Here is a 15,565-nt window from a genome sequence, read left to right on the forward strand (position 1 = left end):
TCCCCCCCCCCCCCCCCCCCCCCCCCCCCCCCCCCCCCCCCCCCCTCCCCCCCCCCCCCCCCCCCCCCCCCGGGGGCGGTGCGGTGGGCGTAGGGCGTGAAATGGGCAGGGGGGTGGTCGACGGGCAGGTCGGGGCGCCAGGCGGTGAGGATCTGGGCGCTGCACACGAACAGGCCGTCGGGCAGTCGGTCCAAGGGGTACCAGGCCCAGTCGCCGACGCTCTCACCCGGCTGTGTGGCCGGCTCTCCCCGCCAGGCGCTGACGAGGGCGCCGACCGTGACCCGCACGACGTCTCCGGCGTGGTCGACGAGCGTGCCCAGGAGGGTGACGTCGTCGGGCCGGGCGATCAGACCGGTCTCCTCGGCCAGCTCACGGACCACGGTCGCTTCGAGGGATTCTCCGGCCTCCACGGTTCCTCCCGGTAGTTCGAGGGTGCCGTGACGGTGGCGGCCGAGGAGCACCCCGTGGTCACCGAGGATGACGGCGCCGACACCGACGGTCGCGTGCGGCACGGGCGGGCGCGTGGTGCGGGGCCGGCTGGAGAGGCGTGCGGGGCGGGCCGGGACGCGGCGGGCGCGGATGAGCTGCTGCACGACGGGGTTGTTCTCGTCGCGGGGACGCAGGAGGTCGACGGCCTCGACCCGGAAACCGTGCGCGGTGAGCAGGGTCTCCCACAGCTGCGGCGCCAGGACCCACATCCGGACGGCCAGGGGCGGGTCGTCCCGGAGCCCGATCAGCTGCTCCCGGGGCGCGACCGCGGTGGACGGGCCACAGCCGTGCAGGTCGGTGTGGAGGAGGGAGAGGACCAGCGGTGCGTCGGGGCGCAGGCCGTCACGCAGCGCGGGCAGGACGCGGTGCGGGTCGGTGAAGGCGAGGCTGCCGATGGCGTACGCGGCGTCGAAGGGATCGGCGGCGCGGAGGTGGTCGACCACGTCGCCGTGCACGAACCGGACGCCGGGCGTGCCCGCGTGCGTACCGGTGGCGCGCCGGTGCTGGGTGAGGGACAGCTCGATCGCGGTGACCCGGGCGCCGTGGGCACGGGCCAGGTGCACGGCGTGGTGGCCGGCGCCGGAGCCGATGTCCAGCACGCGCCGGCCGGCGACATCACCGAGGACCTCCGCGCCGGGGCCGACCCCCTCCCACGGAGTCCACTCCAGCCGTTCGGGGACGGGCGGCACGTACCCGCGATCGAGCTGACGACGGCCGTACGCGGTCCAGGCTTCGGCGTTGAGGTCCTCGACGGACATGGGGACTCCTGGGGGCAGGGAGGAAGAAAGGACTGCGTGACTTCATCGTCCTGTCCCGGGAATCAGGGACCGGTCGTCAGCCAACCGGGTCCCCGGTTCCGACGTGCGCGTTCGACGGCGTCCAGGCGGGTGAAAGGTCCCTCGCCCATCAGACGTCGCCACTCGGCGAGGTCGTGGGCGGCCCACAGGTCGTGCTCGGCCGGATCGAGGCGGACCCGGCGCAGCTGTCCGAGGGTGAGCCGGCCGCCGTCGAAGACGAAACCGATCTTGCCCAGTGGCCGGCGGGGCCCGGGGCGGAGAAAGTGCGTCAGCAGCAGCCGGGGTCGGTCCCGGCCGAGTTCGAGTCCGGTCTCCTCGGCTGCTTCGCGGCGTGCGGTCTCCCACGGGTCCTCCCCGGCCTCGGCGTCGCCGCCGGGGAACTGCCACAACCGGTCGCCGTACACGGAGCGCAACTGCACCGGGCGGTCGTGCTCGTCGCGCACGTACAGGCATCCGTACACCGTGCAGTGGGGCACCGTCTGCACGTACTCCGCGGCAGTCATGGGCAGGGGACGTCCGGGTCTTCCCGGCCGGTGGTCGAACTCGAGGACGAAGAGGCCCGGTTCCTCCTTGAGCGGCGGGTGGACGCGGGGGAGCCGGGCGAGCAGCTCCTCGCGGGTGGCGTCGGGATCGACACGTGCCGGGTCCTCGGCGTCGAGAAGTTCGTCGAAGGACGTGTACGGGGTGACCCGCTTCGCGATGACGTCGAGTTCCCGCCCACTGTCCGGTTCGTGGAAGACGATCGTGTCCCCGGTCCTGACGCCGGCTCCCTCGGGGGTGCCGACGCGCACCTCGATCGTCTTGCGCCCGGACTCCACCTGGGCGTAGGAGCGTTTCCGCAGGCTGAGGCGGTGCTGCCGCGCGGTGGGCGTCGCGTCGGCCGGGGACGCGACGCCGTCCCGGTGAGGGCCGCGCAGGACCACGAAGGCCAGGCCCTCGGTGTCGTGGCGGTCGGTGGTGGACCAGCCGGCCCGCAGTCGGGTGAGTTCGTGCTCGTCGAGCGCGATGCCGCGCCGCTCGGCCGGGGTGGCTGCGGCGAGGGGGGTGACGACCACGAGGGCGCCGCCGGCGCGCAGTCGGCGACCGAGCAGGGACAGGGTCAGGTCGCGGTTCCCCAGGAACGGGTACACGAACCGGAGGGTGATCAGGTCGTAGCCGTCGGCGTGCAGCGGTGACAGGTCGTCACCCTCGATGTCCAGGCACAGCCACCGGGCGGCCTCCCCGTGCCGGCCGGCTGCTTCGGCGAGGGCGTGGTCGGACCAGTCGACGGCGTCGACGCCGTAGCCGAGTGAGGACAGGTGGGCGGCGAGTTCACCGACTCCGCACCCGACGTCGAGGGCCCTGCCGCCGACCGGGGCGGGAACGTGGGCGGCGAGCAGCGACCGTTCGGAGTCGCTGAGCCGGCGATAGCGGCGGCCGTTGGCGTAGCCGGTGTTCCATGCGTCCTGCGTGGTGAACACGGGGCACGTCCTTCCGGGAAGTGGTGAACACGAGGAAACAGCGCAACAGCGCAGAGGACCGCGGCAGGGCCGGGCGGACCGGAAACCGGTTGTCACCGCCCCCTGCGGCAAGCGCTCGGCGGGCGGTGCAAGGGATGCGTGGGCGCTCCTCTTGTGTGATGCGGCGGGTGATCGGATAACTGGGTGGTTCCGGTCGCCGTCACGGGTCCGGGGGAGCGAAGTCCGGAACGCGATGCCGATTGACCGGTCCGGCCTTGGGGGAGGGGAGGGACGGACGCTGCGGCGCCGCGTTCGATCACTCCTGTGGGTGCGGGTACCGCTTCCGGGGGATTGCGGAGACGCCCCGGAGTGACGGCGCGGTCCGGGCATCGGCGCCACCGGGGTACACCGCCGGAAAGGCAGGACGTGGGCTGACCGCTCCTGCGGCCACGCAGGAGCGGTGCCGGTTCTCCCGTGTGCCGTGGGGGGCGCCGGGGCGGGGGCGGGGGCGGTCGGTGCCGGCCCTGTCTACTGCGTGCGGTGGGGTTTGTGCCGGGCGACCCGGAGGCGGACCTCGGTGGGCAGGTCGGGGAGGCCGGTGGACCGGAGGGCGGTTCGGAGCGGGCCTTCGCGCAGGGCGTCGAGGGCGGCACCGGGCACGCCCTGAGGGGTGAGGGCGAGTTCGACGCGGGCGCGGGGGCGGGCGGGCCGGCCGGTGATGCGCACGGTCGCGTGCTCGACCTCCGGCAGAGCGCCGGCTTCGGCGGCGATCGCGTCGCCGAGCGCCCGGCCGCGCAGTGCGACGCCTTCCTGCGGGGACGCGCCGCCGACGGGCAGGACTTTGGGGCGGCGCCTGCGCAGTTGGGCGACCAGCCACCCCAGGGCGAGCAGGGCCGCGAGGGCGAGGGCGGCGATCACGGCGGGCCACCACCACCAGCCCTGGTCGCTCCAGCGGATCCGGTCGGCGGAGCCGAGCAGGACGTCGTCCGCGGCGGTCAGGGGCCAGCCGACGGGCGGGACCAGGCCGCGTCGCCGGTAGACGTCGAGCCCGGCGGACAGGATCAGCAGGCCTCCACCGAGCAGGACCAGTCCGGTGAGGGCCAGCAGACTGCGGTTGAGCACGGTTCGCGGCGTCATGGTGCGGGCTCCGGTGCTGGGGTTCTCCGGTCAGTCGGTGCGTTGCCGCACCCGGACGACGATGCGGGGAGGGCGGGCGAGGGCGAGCCGGTCGCGCTCCTCGTGCAGGGCGGTGATGAGGTCCTCCTTCACCTGCCGGGGGTCGCGGAAGCGGACGTCCGCGCGGGCCTTGACGCGGTGGCGGCGCACCCGGACGCGGGCCCTGCCGACCCCGGGCACCCGCAGGGCGGCGTCGCGCAGCAGGTCGGCGGCGCCGTCGCGGTCCAGGGAAGCCCGCACCCCGGGCGCCGGGGAACGCAGGGGGAGCCAGTGGCGCAGGCCGGGGGTGAGGGCCAGGAAGAGCAGCCAGACGCCGACGGCGGCGGCCACGGCGGCCCCCGTGAGCATCCACACGTCGTCCACGGGGCGGGTGGCCAGCGCGTCGGCCAGGTGCCGTCGCCAGGCGGCCGCGGGGCGTCCCGCCCGTACGGCGACGACGTCGACCAGCGCCGCGCCCGCCGCCAGGAGGATCACCGTGGCGACCAGCGCGGCCGGGATGCGGCGCGCGGACCACGGGCGGCGGGACCGGCGCCCCCCGCCGTGCGGAGGCGCGCGGTGCCCGGACGGGCCGGGCTCCCCCGGCTCCCCGGCCCTCTTCGTCAGCGGCACGGTGGCACGGTGCGGGGAGGACGCGGAGTCACGGGCGGGAGGGGCTGGGTCGGTCGTCATGCCGGTCCTCCTGTCTGCGCGGTCCGTCCGCACGGTTTTCCGCACCGCTTCGCGCGCGGCGCCCCGCGCGCGCCGCGGTTCACCGGACCCGCCCGCGGTCCCCGGCGGCGGTCACCAGCCGTTGGACGGTGAGCGTGACCTCCCCCACCTGCAGGCCGGTCAGCCGGGCCACCCGTTCGGCGACGTCCTGCCGGATCCGTGCGCAGACCCGGGGGAGGTCGGCGGGGTAGGGGAGTTCCATGGTCAGGTGCAGGCGCACCGACCCCGTGCGGACGGTGGCGAAGGCGCCGGGCGCCGCCACCCCGGCCCCGCCGGGCGGTACGGCAAAGTTCCGGGCCCGGGCCGTGCGTGCGGCCTGGACGGCGATACGGGCGACCACCCTGTCCGGGACGACGGTGGCGCCCCGCTCGGCCGGCGGCGGCAGGCCGGCGGCCCGGTCCGGTGGGCCGGACCCCTCGTCGAAGGCCGAGGAACCGGTCCGGGCCCTCACCGCTGCCTCCGGTCCCGGAGGTCGAGGTCGCCCTGCAGGACGAGACCGACGACCAGCCCCACCGCGCCCAGGACCAGGACCAGCAGGAACGCCCAGAAGCCGCCGAAGTAGCCGGCGAAGCCCAGGGCCACCCCGGCCGCCAGGCCCGTCGTTGCTGCGTTCATCATGCACTCACCCGTCTCGCGCACGCGCGTCGTCGTGCGCGCGATCACCCGCGTCCGCCCGGGGCGGGGCGGTGGATCACCTCACGCGGCCCTCGTCCGGTTCGCTCTCCTCCTCGTCGGGGAGGTGGACGTCGTCGACGGCGATGTTCACCTCGACGACCTCCAGGCCCGTCATCCGCTCCACGGCGCCGATCACGTTGGTGCGGACGTCGCCGGCGACGTCGACGATGGAGGCGCCGTACTCGACGACGACGTCCAGGTCCACGGCGGCCTGCCGCTCGCCGACCTCGACCTTCACCCCCCGTGTGACGGTTCCGCTCCCGCCCCCGCCGGGGACGCGCTCCCGCATGGCGCCGAAGGCGCGGGCCACGCCCGCCCCGAGGTTGTGGATGCCCGGTACCTCGCGGGCGGCCATGCCCGCGATCTTGGCCACCACGCCGTCCGCGATGGTGGTCCTCCCCCGTGTCTCGGCCGGGGTCCCGGCCCCGGGACGGCCCTTCAGCGTGCTCACGTTCGCATCGGAACGGTTGCCCCCGCCGATGCTCGTGGTGTTCTCGGTCATGGCGGTCGCCTCGATCGGTTGATCGGTCGGTCGGACACCGGTGCGGCATCCGTCGAAAGGTTGGACGTGGGGGGCGACGCGCCCCTCACACGCATGTGGTGTGACGTGCGTCACATTCCCGTGTGGGGGTACCCGTGCGTCCGAGCCTGCGCGGGAGCGACATGAGCGAGCGCACTGCCTTCCCCCGGACGGGACGCGACCTGCCGGACAGCCTGCTGGCCGTACGGGCGGCCGAGGGGGACGAGGACTCCTTCGCCGTTCTCGTCCAGCGGCACGGGAGCCCCCTCCTCGGTCTGGCCCGCTGCATGCTCGGCGATCCCCGGGACGCCGAGGAGGCCGTTCAGGACGCCTTCGTCAGCGCCTGGCGGCGACTGCCCGACTACCGCCACGGCGCGGAGTTCCGCACCTGGATGTACCGGATCACCGTCAACCGCTGCCTGACCATGCGCCGGCGCCGGCCGCCGCCCCTCCCGCTGGACACCGTCGTCGAGCCCGTGGCGGAGGACGCCCGGAGCCAGCCGGCCCGGTGCGCCGAGCAGGACGCGGCCACCGCCGCCCTGTCCCGCGCGCTCGCCGGGCTGGACGCCGGGCAGCGGGTCTGCTGGGTCCTGCGGGAGGTGCAGGGCCTGTCCTACCGGGAGATCGCCCAGGTGACACGGACCAGCGAGCAGACGGTGCGCGGCAGGTTGTTCAGGGCGCGCCGATCCCTGCAGGAGGCGATGGGCCCATGGCGCTAGACGACCCGAACACACGGCCCCCCGGGCCCCCCGGAACCGGCGGCGTGCCCCCGTTCGCGGGTGATGAGGCGCTGCCCTGCGGCCGCCTGCTCAGCCGGGTCTGGGAACGGGCGCGGGACACGGAGCCGGCCGCGGATCCGCACGCCGCCTCCTGTCCTCACTGCCGCGAGGCCGCCGCGGGCCTGGCCGCGGTGGACGCGGCCGCGCGGGCGCTGTGCGCCGAGGACCCCCGGCGCCTCCACGCGCTCGCCGCCCGCGTCATGGACGCCGTCGGGGCGGAGGTCCGGCCCGGACGGGTGCTGCCCCTGGCCGATCCGGACCGGGACCTGCGGATCACCGAGGGCGCCGCGGCGAAGGTGCTGCGGCGGGCCGCGGACGCGGTCCCCGGTGCCAGGGCCGCGGCCTGCCGGCTCGCGCCCGAAGCAGGAGGCGCCGGCGTGCGGGTGGCGATGACGCTGGCCGCCGCTCTCGACCACCCGCTGCCCGACCGGGCCCGCCAGGTGCGCCGGTCGGTCCTCGACTCGGCCGGGCGGGACCTGGGCCTCGCCGTGACGGCCGTCGACATCGACGTGGTCGACGTCCTGGTGCCGGGTCCGCCGCCCTCCGGCCCCGGCCTCCCGGCCGGAGGCGGTGCGCGATGACCGCCGTCCGCGCGACCGCGCTCCTCGGCGTCGCGGCCGAGGCGGCCCTCGCGGTGCCCGGGGTGGCGGGCCTGCAGTCCCCTCCCTCCCGCAGCCTCGCGGCCGCCGCCGCGCCCGCCCGGGCGGACCCCGCGCCGCACCGTGCGGCGTCCGGTACGGGCGTCCGCGCCGACCGGGCGCCGGACGGTTCGGGATGGCGCGTCGAGGTGCGCTGCGTCCTGGCCGAGGGCCGGCGGGCGCTGGACACCGCCCGGGACGTCCACGACCGGGTGGAGGCCGCCGTCGGCTCCCACCTCGCTACCCTGGGCTCCACGGAACGGGTCGGCGTCGCGGTCACGGTGACCCGCATCGCCCCCCGGCACGACGCGGTCTGAGCACCCGAGCCGGTCCCCGGTCCCCGCCTCCGGCGGGACAGCGAGCCAGGGCACCCGGTGCCGTCCGGCAGCGGCACCCCGGTGGCGGCTTCCCGCGACGGCCTCCCGTCACGGCTCACCCGCCACGGCCGCCCCTGCGGGCAGGTCCGGGGGGCGCGTCCGCGTCCACCGCCCCGGCCCCGGTCGCCGCCCGCGGTCCCCGCCCCTCACCCGCCGGTGGCCGTGTTCCCGAACGCGGGCCGGCGCTCCGGGGCGTCGGCGTCCGGGGCGTCGGCGAGGGGGATGCGGGCGGTGACGCGTTTGCCGGCCGGCTCGCTCCGCACCTCGAAGCCCTGGGCGACGGCCATGACGATCTCCAGGCCGTGCTGCCCGACCCGGCCCGGGTCGGTGGCCCGGGCCACCGGCGGGGCCGGGTCGCTGTCCCAGACGGTGACCTCCACCAGCTCCCCGGCGACGCGCAGTCCCATCCGCAGGGGTCCGGGGGCGTACTTGCGGGCGTTGGTCACCAGTTCGCTGACCACGAGCTGGGTCAGTTCCCCGGCGCGCGCGGAAACGGGCAGGCCGTACGTGGCCCGGACGTGGGCGAGGAAGTCGACCGCCAGGCGGCGGGCCCGGGCGATGCAGGAACCGTCGCCGCCCAGGGCGACGGCGGTCTCCAACGCGTCGGCACCCGGCACGGCGTGACCCTCACTGCCGAAGGCTGGTTCCACGGCTCACCTTCAGTCTCCTGCTTCACGTGGCTGTGTGCGTGTACCCCGCACGGTGTCCCGCACACCCGCGCGTTCCCGTGAGAACGGTCGCGGGGCGTCCGGGCCCGCGCCCCGTCGCCGGCCGGTACGTCCGGTCTCCCGTGGGTACTGGTGACGGATCCGGCGGGTCGAGCGGTGGGGCGGGGCGCGCGCCGGCACGACGGCCGGCGACGGAACCGCGGGGCAGCCGCCCGGCCACCGCCTCACCGACGACCGCCCCACCGCCCGAGCCGGCCCCGACCATGGAGCGTTTCGATGACTGCCCAACCGCCCCCGCCCCGCACCGACCGGCCCGTGGTCGGGTCGTACCCCACCTACGAAGGAGCCCAGCGGGCCGTCGACTTCCTCTCCGACAGCGGCTTCCCCGTCGAGCGCACCGCGATCATCGGCTCGGACCTGCGCATGGTGGAGACGGTGCTCGGCCGCCTCACCCGCGGCCGCGCCGCTCTGGCCGGCGCGGGCTCCGGAGCCTGGTTCGGCCTGCTCATCGGTCTGCTGCTGGCCCTCTTCGCGGCCGGCTCCCGCGGCTCCCTCGTCCTCCTGCTCAGCGGGATCGCCTACGGCGCCGTCTTCGGGGCGGTCTTCGGCTTCATCGGCCACGCCCTCACCGGCGGGCGCCGCGACTTCACCTCCCGCAGCCAGATCGTCGCCGGCCGCTACGACGTCGTGGCCGACCCCCAGGTGGCCGAGGACGCCAAGAACATGCTGATCAAGCTGGGCTGGCGGGAGTCCTGAGGGACGCCGGGGCCGGGTGCCCCGCGCCGGGCGCCGTCATCCCGGGGGACGCCGTCGCTCCGGGGCGAGGGCCACCGTCGTCGTCACCCGGGTGACGGCGGGATCCCGCGGCGTCGAACCGAACCCGAAGCGCACGGGCGGTTCGACCGGCGCCATCGTTCCGAGGTCGGTGCCCCCGAAGGCGGCCGACACCGCACGGATCGGCAGCAGGTCCCGGGCGCTGTACCACTCGCGGCGGCCCCCGCCGGCGCTGCCCCGGGTCCGCACGCCCGGCAGCAGCAGCCGGGCGGGCCGGTCGGTCAGCGCGCTCCACGCCGGACGGCGGGCGAGCACGCCGGGGACGGCACGCAGCACCAGGCCCAGGAGCCGTCGCCGGCCGGTGGCGAAGCGCAGGTCGAGCGGTCCCGCGGCGACGGTCCAGGTGCCGTCCGCGACCCGCACGTCGACCGGGACGACCCGCACCGTGTCGAAGACGTAGGTGCCGCCGATGAAGTCGGCCGTCTCCCGCGTGGGGGCCAGCAGCAGCCTCTCCCCGTCGGCCCGTTCCAGCATCACGTCGCTGAACGCCCCGAACGGTGAGCGCTGCCAGTGCCCGAGCACGATCCGCGTGCCCGAGGAGGTGCCGAGGCCGGCGATCCAGCCGTCGAAGCGCAGGCGCGGGCGCCGAACGGCCCCGCCGGGCATCGGGCTCATCCGTCCCCCCTCGTTCGGAAGGCCCTCCGGGCCCCGCCCGGAGCGCGGCGCGGAGGCACCCGGCCGGTACGGGCCCGTCCCCTTCCGGAACGTGCGCCACGGGCTCGCGCGGAGGGCGTCCCGGGGGACGGGCGGCGGGGGCGGGGCGGTGGTCGTCGCATCATTCTCCGGGGCTGAGGAGGAGCAGGGCGACGTCGTCGCCGGGGGTCGGGGCGTGGCGGACGAGGAGGTCGGCCGTGGCGTCGAGATCGGCGGGGTCGGCGTGTTCGAGGAGCCCGGCGAGGGCCGCGGTGGCGTCGTCGAGGTCGACTCCGGGGGCTTCGACGAGCCCGTCGGTGTAGAGGGCGAGCACGCAGCCCGGCGGCAGGGGGACCTCCAGGACCGGGTAGCGGGTGTCCTGCTCGATGCCCAGCAGGAGACCGGGGGGAACCGGAAGCAGTGCGGTGCGTCCGTCGGCGTGCCGCACCAGGGGCGGTGGGTGGCCGGCGGTGGCCAGGTACGCGCGGTGGGCGGCGAGGTCGAGGTGGACGTAGAGGCAGCTGGTGAACAGGCCGGGGTCGAGGTCGGTCAGCAGGCGGTTGGTGCCGGCCAGGACGTCGTCGGGGGACGCGCCCACGGTGGCGTGGGCGTGGACGGCGGTGCGGACCTGCCCCATGAGGGCCGCGGCGTCCACGTTGTGCCCCTGCACGTCGCCGATGGCGGCGCCGGCCGTGTGCTCGTCGAGACGGATGAGGTCGTAGAAGTCGCCGCCGATGCCCAGGCCCCGGGCGGCCGGCAGGTAGCGGGCGGCGACCCTCAGGCCGGGGACGTGGGGGAGGGCCTGCGGCAGGAGGGCGGACTGCAGGTGGTGGGCGAGGTGGTGCTTGGCGTCGTAGAGGCGGGCGCGGTCCAGTGCCTGCCCGACCAGACCGGCCAGCGACATGAGGACGGCGCGCTCGGCGGGCGGGAAGAGGCGGGGCCGCCGGTAGGCGAGGAGCAGGGAGCCGATCGGGCGGCCGGACGCGACCAGGGGCAGGAAGGCCCAGGAGGCCATCCCGTCCGCGTGCAGGACGAGCGGGTAGGCGCGCCGGAGTTCCTCGAAGGAGGTGAAGAAGTCCGGGACCCCGGTGGTCAGGACCTTGCTGCCGGGAACGTCCGAGTCCAGGGGGGCGGTGTCGAAACGGTCCACGAGGTCGGCGCGGCAGCCGTGCCGGCCGAGGATCCTCAGACGGCCGTCCTCGGCGGTCATCAGCACCATGGCCTGCGCGCCCAGAGCGGGCAGCGACTGGTCGGCGGTCTGCTCGACCACGTCCTGCACCCCGGCGGCCTCGGTCAGGGTGGCGGCCAGGTGCATCAGGTGGTACAGCGAGGGGGCCCGGCTGGGGGCCATGGCCGGCGCGGACTGCGACGGGGGAGCGTCCCCGGGCGGGGCGCCGCGCGTGATGCGGACGCTGATGCCGGAGGGATCCGGGTACAGCTCGAAGGCCAGCCACACGTCCGGGGGGCGCAGGACGGTGAACGCCTGCGGCCGGCGGCTCACCAGCGCGGCCCGGTAACGGTCCTCGACCTGGGGGACGTCCATCCACGGCAGCGCCTGCCAGGGCAGGGCGCCCACCAGGCCGGCCGGATCCCCGCCCACGAGGTCGGCGGCGGCCGGGGTGATGAAGGTGATGCGGCCGTTCGTGTCCAGCGCGCAGGATCCGCCGGGCAGGCGGTCGACGAAGGCCGCGATCGCCGCGGCCTCGGTGGGCGAGGGGACCCGCCGGGCCGGCGACGGGAGGGACCGCGGCCGGTCGGCGGGCGGGAACGGATCACCGCGGTCCGCGGCCTGGCGCAGAAGGTCGCCCAGGCGGCGGCAGCCCCCCTCGATGGCCCTGCGTTCGTGGGGGCTCAGCTGTGGCGGGCGGGCCCCGGGCCACAACAGCACCAGCCCGCCGCGGAGTGCCGCCCCGGAGAGGACCGGAGCGGCCGACAGCGCGAAGTCGTAGGGCAGCACGAGCGCCGGCCGTGGGTAACGGCGCGCCAGCTCCTCCTGGCCGGCGATCCACACCAGGCGCCGTTCACGCACCGCGTCCGCCACCGGTATCGGATCGGTGAGCGCGACCCGCCGCCACGGGGCCGCGATCTCGTACGGCATCCCCGCCGCCCGCACCAGCCACAGGGCGTCCTCGTCCGGCGAGAGCGCGTACAGCAGACCTCCGAACGCGCCGCTCGCGCGCACCACGGCGGCCATCGCGGTGTCCATCAGCCGTCCACCTCACCCGCGGCAGCAAGGACGCCGGCCCGACCGCGTCCGGCCGGCTCCGGGAGGGCTGCCCCCGCCGGTCCCACCGGGCATCGCCCACAAGGGACACTACGCCCAACCCGCCGCGACGGCACTTCGCCCCGAAGCGGCCGCGCCGCCCCGGGGCGGGGTGTGCCCGGGCGGGCTACGCCTCCCCGCCCCCGGCACGGCGGGCGGCGCGGCGGCGCAGGTACAGCGGCAGCGCGTACCAGCACAGGCCGAACCACAGCATGACCCCGCCGGCGAGCACCTCGGCGAGGACGCCGGGGACCACGACGCGCAGGATCAGCAGCAGCGTGCAGCCGATGGTCAGCGCGAGCAGGACCATGCCGCACATCATCAGGCGGCCGGCGATGCCCACCACTTCGTCCTTCATGCGCTGGCCGGACAGGAAGCGGTGGAGGGAGACGGGCGCGATGAGCGTTCCCGTGGCCGACGCGCCGAGCACCACGGTGACGACGTAGACGGCGCGGTCGAACGTCTCCAGCTCCCGGAACAGCGGGGTGAAGGCCACACTGAGCAGGAACCCGAAGAGGATCTGCACGCCGGTCTGGGTGACCCGGGTCTCCTGCAGGATCTCGTTCCAGCGGCGGTTGACCCGCTCATGCGGTGTCTCCGGCGCTTCGCCGCCGGGCTGCGGACCGCGACCTTCATGGCGCGCGCAGCGGGCGGTGTCCTCCTCCGCCGATTCGGCCGGCTGCCCCGTCATGGCCATGGCATCCTCCCCGATTCCAGGCTGACCGCTTGCCCCGCCCGGGCTCCTCCCATGCAGACCACAGGTGGGGGGAGGGCCTCCGGCCGCCGCCCGGGCCCCGGACCCGTTTGCCGTCCCGGCAGGTGGGGACCCGGCGGACCATGAACGCCACGAGTGCGAAACCCCGTCCCCGGATGCGGCAGGGCCGGGCCCTGCGGCTGCTGGACCGGCTGGAGCGGGAACCACGGGCCGACCGGCTGATCGGCGCGCTCCGCGCGGGAGTGCGGGCGCTCCCGCTGGGACGCGGCAGGGACGTGCTGCACGGCAGGTGGCTGGGACACCCCGTGCACCCGCTGATGGTGCAGGTCCCGATCGGGAGCTGGATGTCCGCGGCGGTGCTGGACCTGCGGCCGGGCCGCTCCCGCGAGGCCGGGCTGCTGGTCGGCGTCGGGCTGGCCGCCGCCGCGCCCGCGGCCCTGTCGGGCGCCGTCGACTGGGCCGAGCTGCACCGTCAGCAGCAGCGCGTCGGCCTGGTGCACGCCCTGGCCAACACCACCGCCGTCGGCATGTACGCGGCCTCGCTCGCCTGCCGCCTCAAGGGGCGCGGGGCGGCGGGCCGGACGTTCGGCTTCCTGGGACTGACGGCGGTGGGGCTCGGCGGAGCGCTGGGCGGCCACCTGGCCTACCGGCAGGCCTCCGGCGCCAACCACGCGGAGGAGGTGCCGCACGTGGTGACGCGGGGCTGGCACCGGATCGGGAGCGTGGACGAGTTCCCGGCCGACCGTCCGGTGCGGCGCAGCGTGGACGACGTGCCGGTCCTGGTGGTGCGCGAAGCCGACGGCACCGTCCACGCGCTGGCCGAGCGGTGCAGCCACCTCGCGGGACCGCTGTCCGAGGGCACCGTCGCCGACGGGTGCGTCCGGTGTCCCTGGCACGGCAGTGTCTTCCGGCTCTCGGACGGCTGGAACGTCCGGGGCCCGGCCACCGCGCCGCAGCCCTCCTTCGAGACCCGGGTCGTCGACGGCCACGTCGAGATACGGCTGAGGCAGCAGGACGGGCAGGCGGACCGGCGGGAAGCCGGAGCGGGCGCGGCCCGCGGGAGCACCGGCTGACGGCCGGACCGGCCCCGGGCGGCCGGGCGGGCGAGCAGCCGCACGCGCGGTCGGGCCCTTCCGGGCATCCGGGAGGGCCCGGCCCCCGTGCCGGTCCGCCCGCGCGGCCTCAGCGCCGCTTGCGCAGCACCGCGGCGGCCGCGGCCGCCGCGACGAGCACCCCGGCCAGACCGGTGACCGCCTTCCCGGCCCTCCCGGCCTTCCCGGCCGCGGTGGCGGAGCCGCCGGGACCGAACGCGTCGCGCATCCGGTCGTAGACGCTCAAGGGAACGCCCAGGAGCGCGTTGCCGGGGGGACGCCGGGGGATGACGGGGTGGGGATGCGTGGGGGCGGTCCGCCGCACCGTCTCCCAGGCCCTGCCGAGGCGCCGCAGCCGGGCGGTGTCCATCGCGTCCCGCAGCCGGGGCAGGAGAAGGTCCTCCTCGTCCCTGATGTCCTGCCGTATCAGGGCGAAGGCCTGCTCCACCTTGGCCTCGCGCTCCGGATCGCCGGGAGCGAGGCGTTCGATGTCGGAGACGAGATCGTTGATCTGCTGGTGCTCCTCCTCGACCCGGGAGGTCAGGTCCTCCCCGCCCGGCACCGTGCTCCGCACGGCCGGCCACAGCACGGTCTCCTCCGCGAAGGCGTGGCTGAAGACCAGCTGGACGAGGTCCTCGAGGACCCGTTCGCGCCGCGGGCCGTCCCCGAGCGTCCTGTACCGGTCCATCAACCGGTCCATCTCCGCGTGCTCGCGGCGTTGCCGCGCCAGGATGCTGCTCCGGCCGCCCAACTGCTCGACGGTCTGGTTCCCGATGGTGTCCGACATGGACCGCTCCCTCTGTGCGCCGGAGGCCGGCCGGGCGCCGGGGCTCGGCCGGACGTGCGTCCCGGCGGTCGCCGGGGCCTTCCGGTCGGCCCGGGTACCCCGGTGCGGTCCGGTCCACCGCCGGGCGGTACGGCGGCGAGGCACGCCGCGTCGGTGGTGCCGGGACCCGGGTGACGTGGCACCGCCGGGGGTGGGAGGATGGCCCGCGACAAGGCGACGGCGGTCCGAGGAAACCGGTGTGAATCCGGTGCGGTCCCGCCACTGTGATCGGCGAGCGGATCCCGACACGGCCACGGCCCGCGAGCGGGCGGGAAGGCCGGGACGAGCATCGACCCGAGAGCCAGGAGACTCACGCGGTCGCCTCCTCGACGGACCCCCGGGGCGGATCTCCCCGGAGAGAGGAACGGTGCGGCATGCCCGCGAGTCCGAACGGAGGGGCACCCGGCCGTGCGCCCGGGGCCGCCGCGACCGGCGCGGTGCCGTGCCGGGTCGTCGTGTGCCGGGACTGCTGCTGCGGCAGCCCGAAGGTGACCGGCGTCGACCATGCCGCACAGACCGCGCGCCTGCGCGCGGCGGCCCCGGTCCGCGTCTCCGACTGCCTGGACGTCTGCGACCAGGCCAACGTCATCGTCGTGCAGCCCTCCACCGCCGGCCGCGCCGCCGGAGCCCGGCCCGTCTGGCTGGGGCTGGTCAACGACCCGGACGCCACGGAGGACATCGTCGCCTGGGTACGCGCGGGCGGTCCCGGCGTCGCGCCCCGGCCCGACATCCTCGACCTGTACGCCTTCGTGCCGCCGCGGCGCCGTGCGGCCCGGTGAGGACGAACCGTCCCGCCCGGGGCCGGGCCGGTACGGGAACGGCGCGCGTGAGCCGGCCGCGGGGGGGGGGGGGGGGGGGGGGGGGGGGGGGGGGGGGGGGGGGGGGGGGGGGGGGGGGGGGGGAGGCGGGGAAGACGGGCAAACGCGGCGAGTAGGAG

The 15,565-nt window shown here is 76.3% G+C and carries 18 protein-coding genes and 1 riboswitch; of the genes, 6 read left to right on the forward strand and 12 right to left on the reverse strand.

Translation table 11 applies throughout. The features are described from left to right. The 7 genes from ACZ56B_RS29330 to ACZ56B_RS29360 form a co-directional block, all read right to left on the reverse strand. On the reverse strand, window positions 1-1,247 hold a 1,247-nt coding region (locus ACZ56B_RS29330; protein WP_468796973.1), incomplete at its 3' end, for a bifunctional class I SAM-dependent methyltransferase/NUDIX hydrolase. Window positions 1,248-1,309: 62 nt separating this feature from the next. After that, on the reverse strand, window positions 1,310-2,746 hold the full coding sequence (locus ACZ56B_RS29335; RefSeq protein WP_468796976.1) for an NUDIX domain-containing protein: 1,437 nt from the start codon (window positions 2,744-2,746) through the stop codon (window positions 1,310-1,312). 507 nt (window positions 2,747-3,253) lie between these two features. After that, complete coding sequence (locus tag ACZ56B_RS29340; RefSeq protein ID WP_468796979.1) at window positions 3,254-3,862, reverse strand: alkaline shock response membrane anchor protein AmaP; 609 nt, start codon at window positions 3,860-3,862, stop codon at window positions 3,254-3,256. 30 nt (window positions 3,863-3,892) lie between these two features. Beyond that, the gene (locus tag ACZ56B_RS29345; RefSeq protein ID WP_468796982.1) at window positions 3,893-4,570 is read right to left on the reverse strand and encodes a DUF6286 domain-containing protein; all 678 of its coding nucleotides are present in this window, start codon (window positions 4,568-4,570) and stop codon (window positions 3,893-3,895) included. Between the two features lie 79 nt (window positions 4,571-4,649). After that, window positions 4,650-5,060 (reverse strand): Asp23/Gls24 family envelope stress response protein, encoded by a 411-nt coding sequence (locus ACZ56B_RS29350; RefSeq protein ID WP_468796985.1) that lies wholly within the window; start codon window positions 5,058-5,060, stop codon window positions 4,650-4,652. After that, complete coding sequence (locus ACZ56B_RS29355; RefSeq protein WP_468797063.1) at window positions 5,057-5,227, reverse strand: hypothetical protein; 171 nt, start codon at window positions 5,225-5,227, stop codon at window positions 5,057-5,059. The genes ACZ56B_RS29350 and ACZ56B_RS29355 overlap by 4 nt, the downstream gene beginning before the upstream one ends. Window positions 5,228-5,300: 73 nt before the next feature. Next, window positions 5,301-5,786 (reverse strand): Asp23/Gls24 family envelope stress response protein, encoded by a 486-nt coding sequence (locus tag ACZ56B_RS29360; protein ID WP_468796988.1) that lies wholly within the window; start codon window positions 5,784-5,786, stop codon window positions 5,301-5,303. Window positions 5,787-5,947: 161 nt separating this feature from the next. On the opposite strand from ACZ56B_RS29360, the gene ACZ56B_RS29365 reads away from it, so the two are divergent. The 3 genes from ACZ56B_RS29365 to ACZ56B_RS29375 are packed head-to-tail and all read left to right on the forward strand — an operon-like array spanning window position 5,948 to window position 7,538. Further along, a complete protein-coding gene (locus ACZ56B_RS29365; protein WP_468796991.1) occupies window positions 5,948-6,523 on the forward strand; it encodes an RNA polymerase sigma factor in 576 nt (191 codons plus the stop codon). A 44-nt stretch (window positions 6,524-6,567) separates the two neighbouring features. Continuing rightward, entirely contained in the window at window positions 6,568-7,164 is a 597-nt protein-coding gene (locus ACZ56B_RS29370) for a hypothetical protein (protein ID WP_468796994.1), read from the forward strand. Then, entirely contained in the window at window positions 7,161-7,538 is a 378-nt protein-coding gene (locus ACZ56B_RS29375) for a hypothetical protein (protein ID WP_468796997.1), read from the forward strand. Before ACZ56B_RS29370 ends, ACZ56B_RS29375 begins: the two co-directional genes overlap by 4 nt. 206 nt (window positions 7,539-7,744) lie before the next feature. On the opposite strand, the gene ACZ56B_RS29380 is transcribed toward ACZ56B_RS29375, so the two are convergent. Then, on the reverse strand, window positions 7,745-8,248 hold the full coding sequence (locus ACZ56B_RS29380) for an ATP-binding protein (protein WP_468797000.1): 504 nt from the start codon (window positions 8,246-8,248) through the stop codon (window positions 7,745-7,747). Window positions 8,249-8,542: 294 nt separating this feature from the next. Here ACZ56B_RS29380 and ACZ56B_RS29385 point away from each other — a divergent pair, with 294 nt between their 5' ends. Continuing rightward, on the forward strand, window positions 8,543-9,022 hold the full coding sequence (locus ACZ56B_RS29385; protein WP_468797003.1) for a YflT domain-containing protein: 480 nt from the start codon (window positions 8,543-8,545) through the stop codon (window positions 9,020-9,022). A 36-nt stretch (window positions 9,023-9,058) separates the two neighbouring features. Here ACZ56B_RS29385 and ACZ56B_RS29390 read toward each other — a convergent pair whose 3' ends face one another. From ACZ56B_RS29390 to ACZ56B_RS29400, 3 genes are all read right to left on the reverse strand, one after another. Beyond that, window positions 9,059-9,715: a hypothetical protein gene (locus ACZ56B_RS29390; protein WP_468797006.1), complete on the reverse strand. Its 657-nt coding sequence runs from the start codon at window positions 9,713-9,715 to the stop codon at window positions 9,059-9,061. 160 nt (window positions 9,716-9,875) lie between these two features. Next, on the reverse strand, window positions 9,876-11,939 hold the full coding sequence (locus tag ACZ56B_RS29395) for a SpoIIE family protein phosphatase (protein WP_468797009.1): 2,064 nt from the start codon (window positions 11,937-11,939) through the stop codon (window positions 9,876-9,878). Between the two features lie 184 nt (window positions 11,940-12,123). After that, window positions 12,124-12,693, reverse strand: coding sequence for a DUF6328 family protein (locus ACZ56B_RS29400; RefSeq protein WP_468797012.1), 570 nt, complete (start codon window positions 12,691-12,693; stop codon window positions 12,124-12,126). A gap of 173 nt (window positions 12,694-12,866) precedes the next feature. On the opposite strand from ACZ56B_RS29400, the gene ACZ56B_RS29405 reads away from it, so the two are divergent. Continuing rightward, complete coding sequence (locus tag ACZ56B_RS29405; protein ID WP_468797060.1) at window positions 12,867-13,784, forward strand: Rieske (2Fe-2S) protein; 918 nt, start codon at window positions 12,867-12,869, stop codon at window positions 13,782-13,784. A 109-nt stretch (window positions 13,785-13,893) separates the two neighbouring features. Here ACZ56B_RS29405 and ACZ56B_RS29410 read toward each other — a convergent pair whose 3' ends face one another. Beyond that, window positions 13,894-14,589 (reverse strand): hemerythrin domain-containing protein, encoded by a 696-nt coding sequence (locus ACZ56B_RS29410; RefSeq protein ID WP_468797015.1) that lies wholly within the window; start codon window positions 14,587-14,589, stop codon window positions 13,894-13,896. 226 nt (window positions 14,590-14,815) lie between these two features. After that, window positions 14,816-14,940: riboswitch (cobalamin riboswitch) on the forward strand. Window positions 14,941-15,002: 62 nt separating this feature from the next. Between ACZ56B_RS29410 and ACZ56B_RS29415 the strand changes: the two genes are divergently transcribed. Continuing rightward, entirely contained in the window at window positions 15,003-15,407 is a 405-nt protein-coding gene (locus ACZ56B_RS29415) for a (2Fe-2S) ferredoxin domain-containing protein (protein WP_468797018.1), read from the forward strand. Window positions 15,408-15,565: the final 158 nt, after the last annotated feature.

It is taken from the genome of Streptomyces sp. NPDC034670, assembly GCF_055574875.1.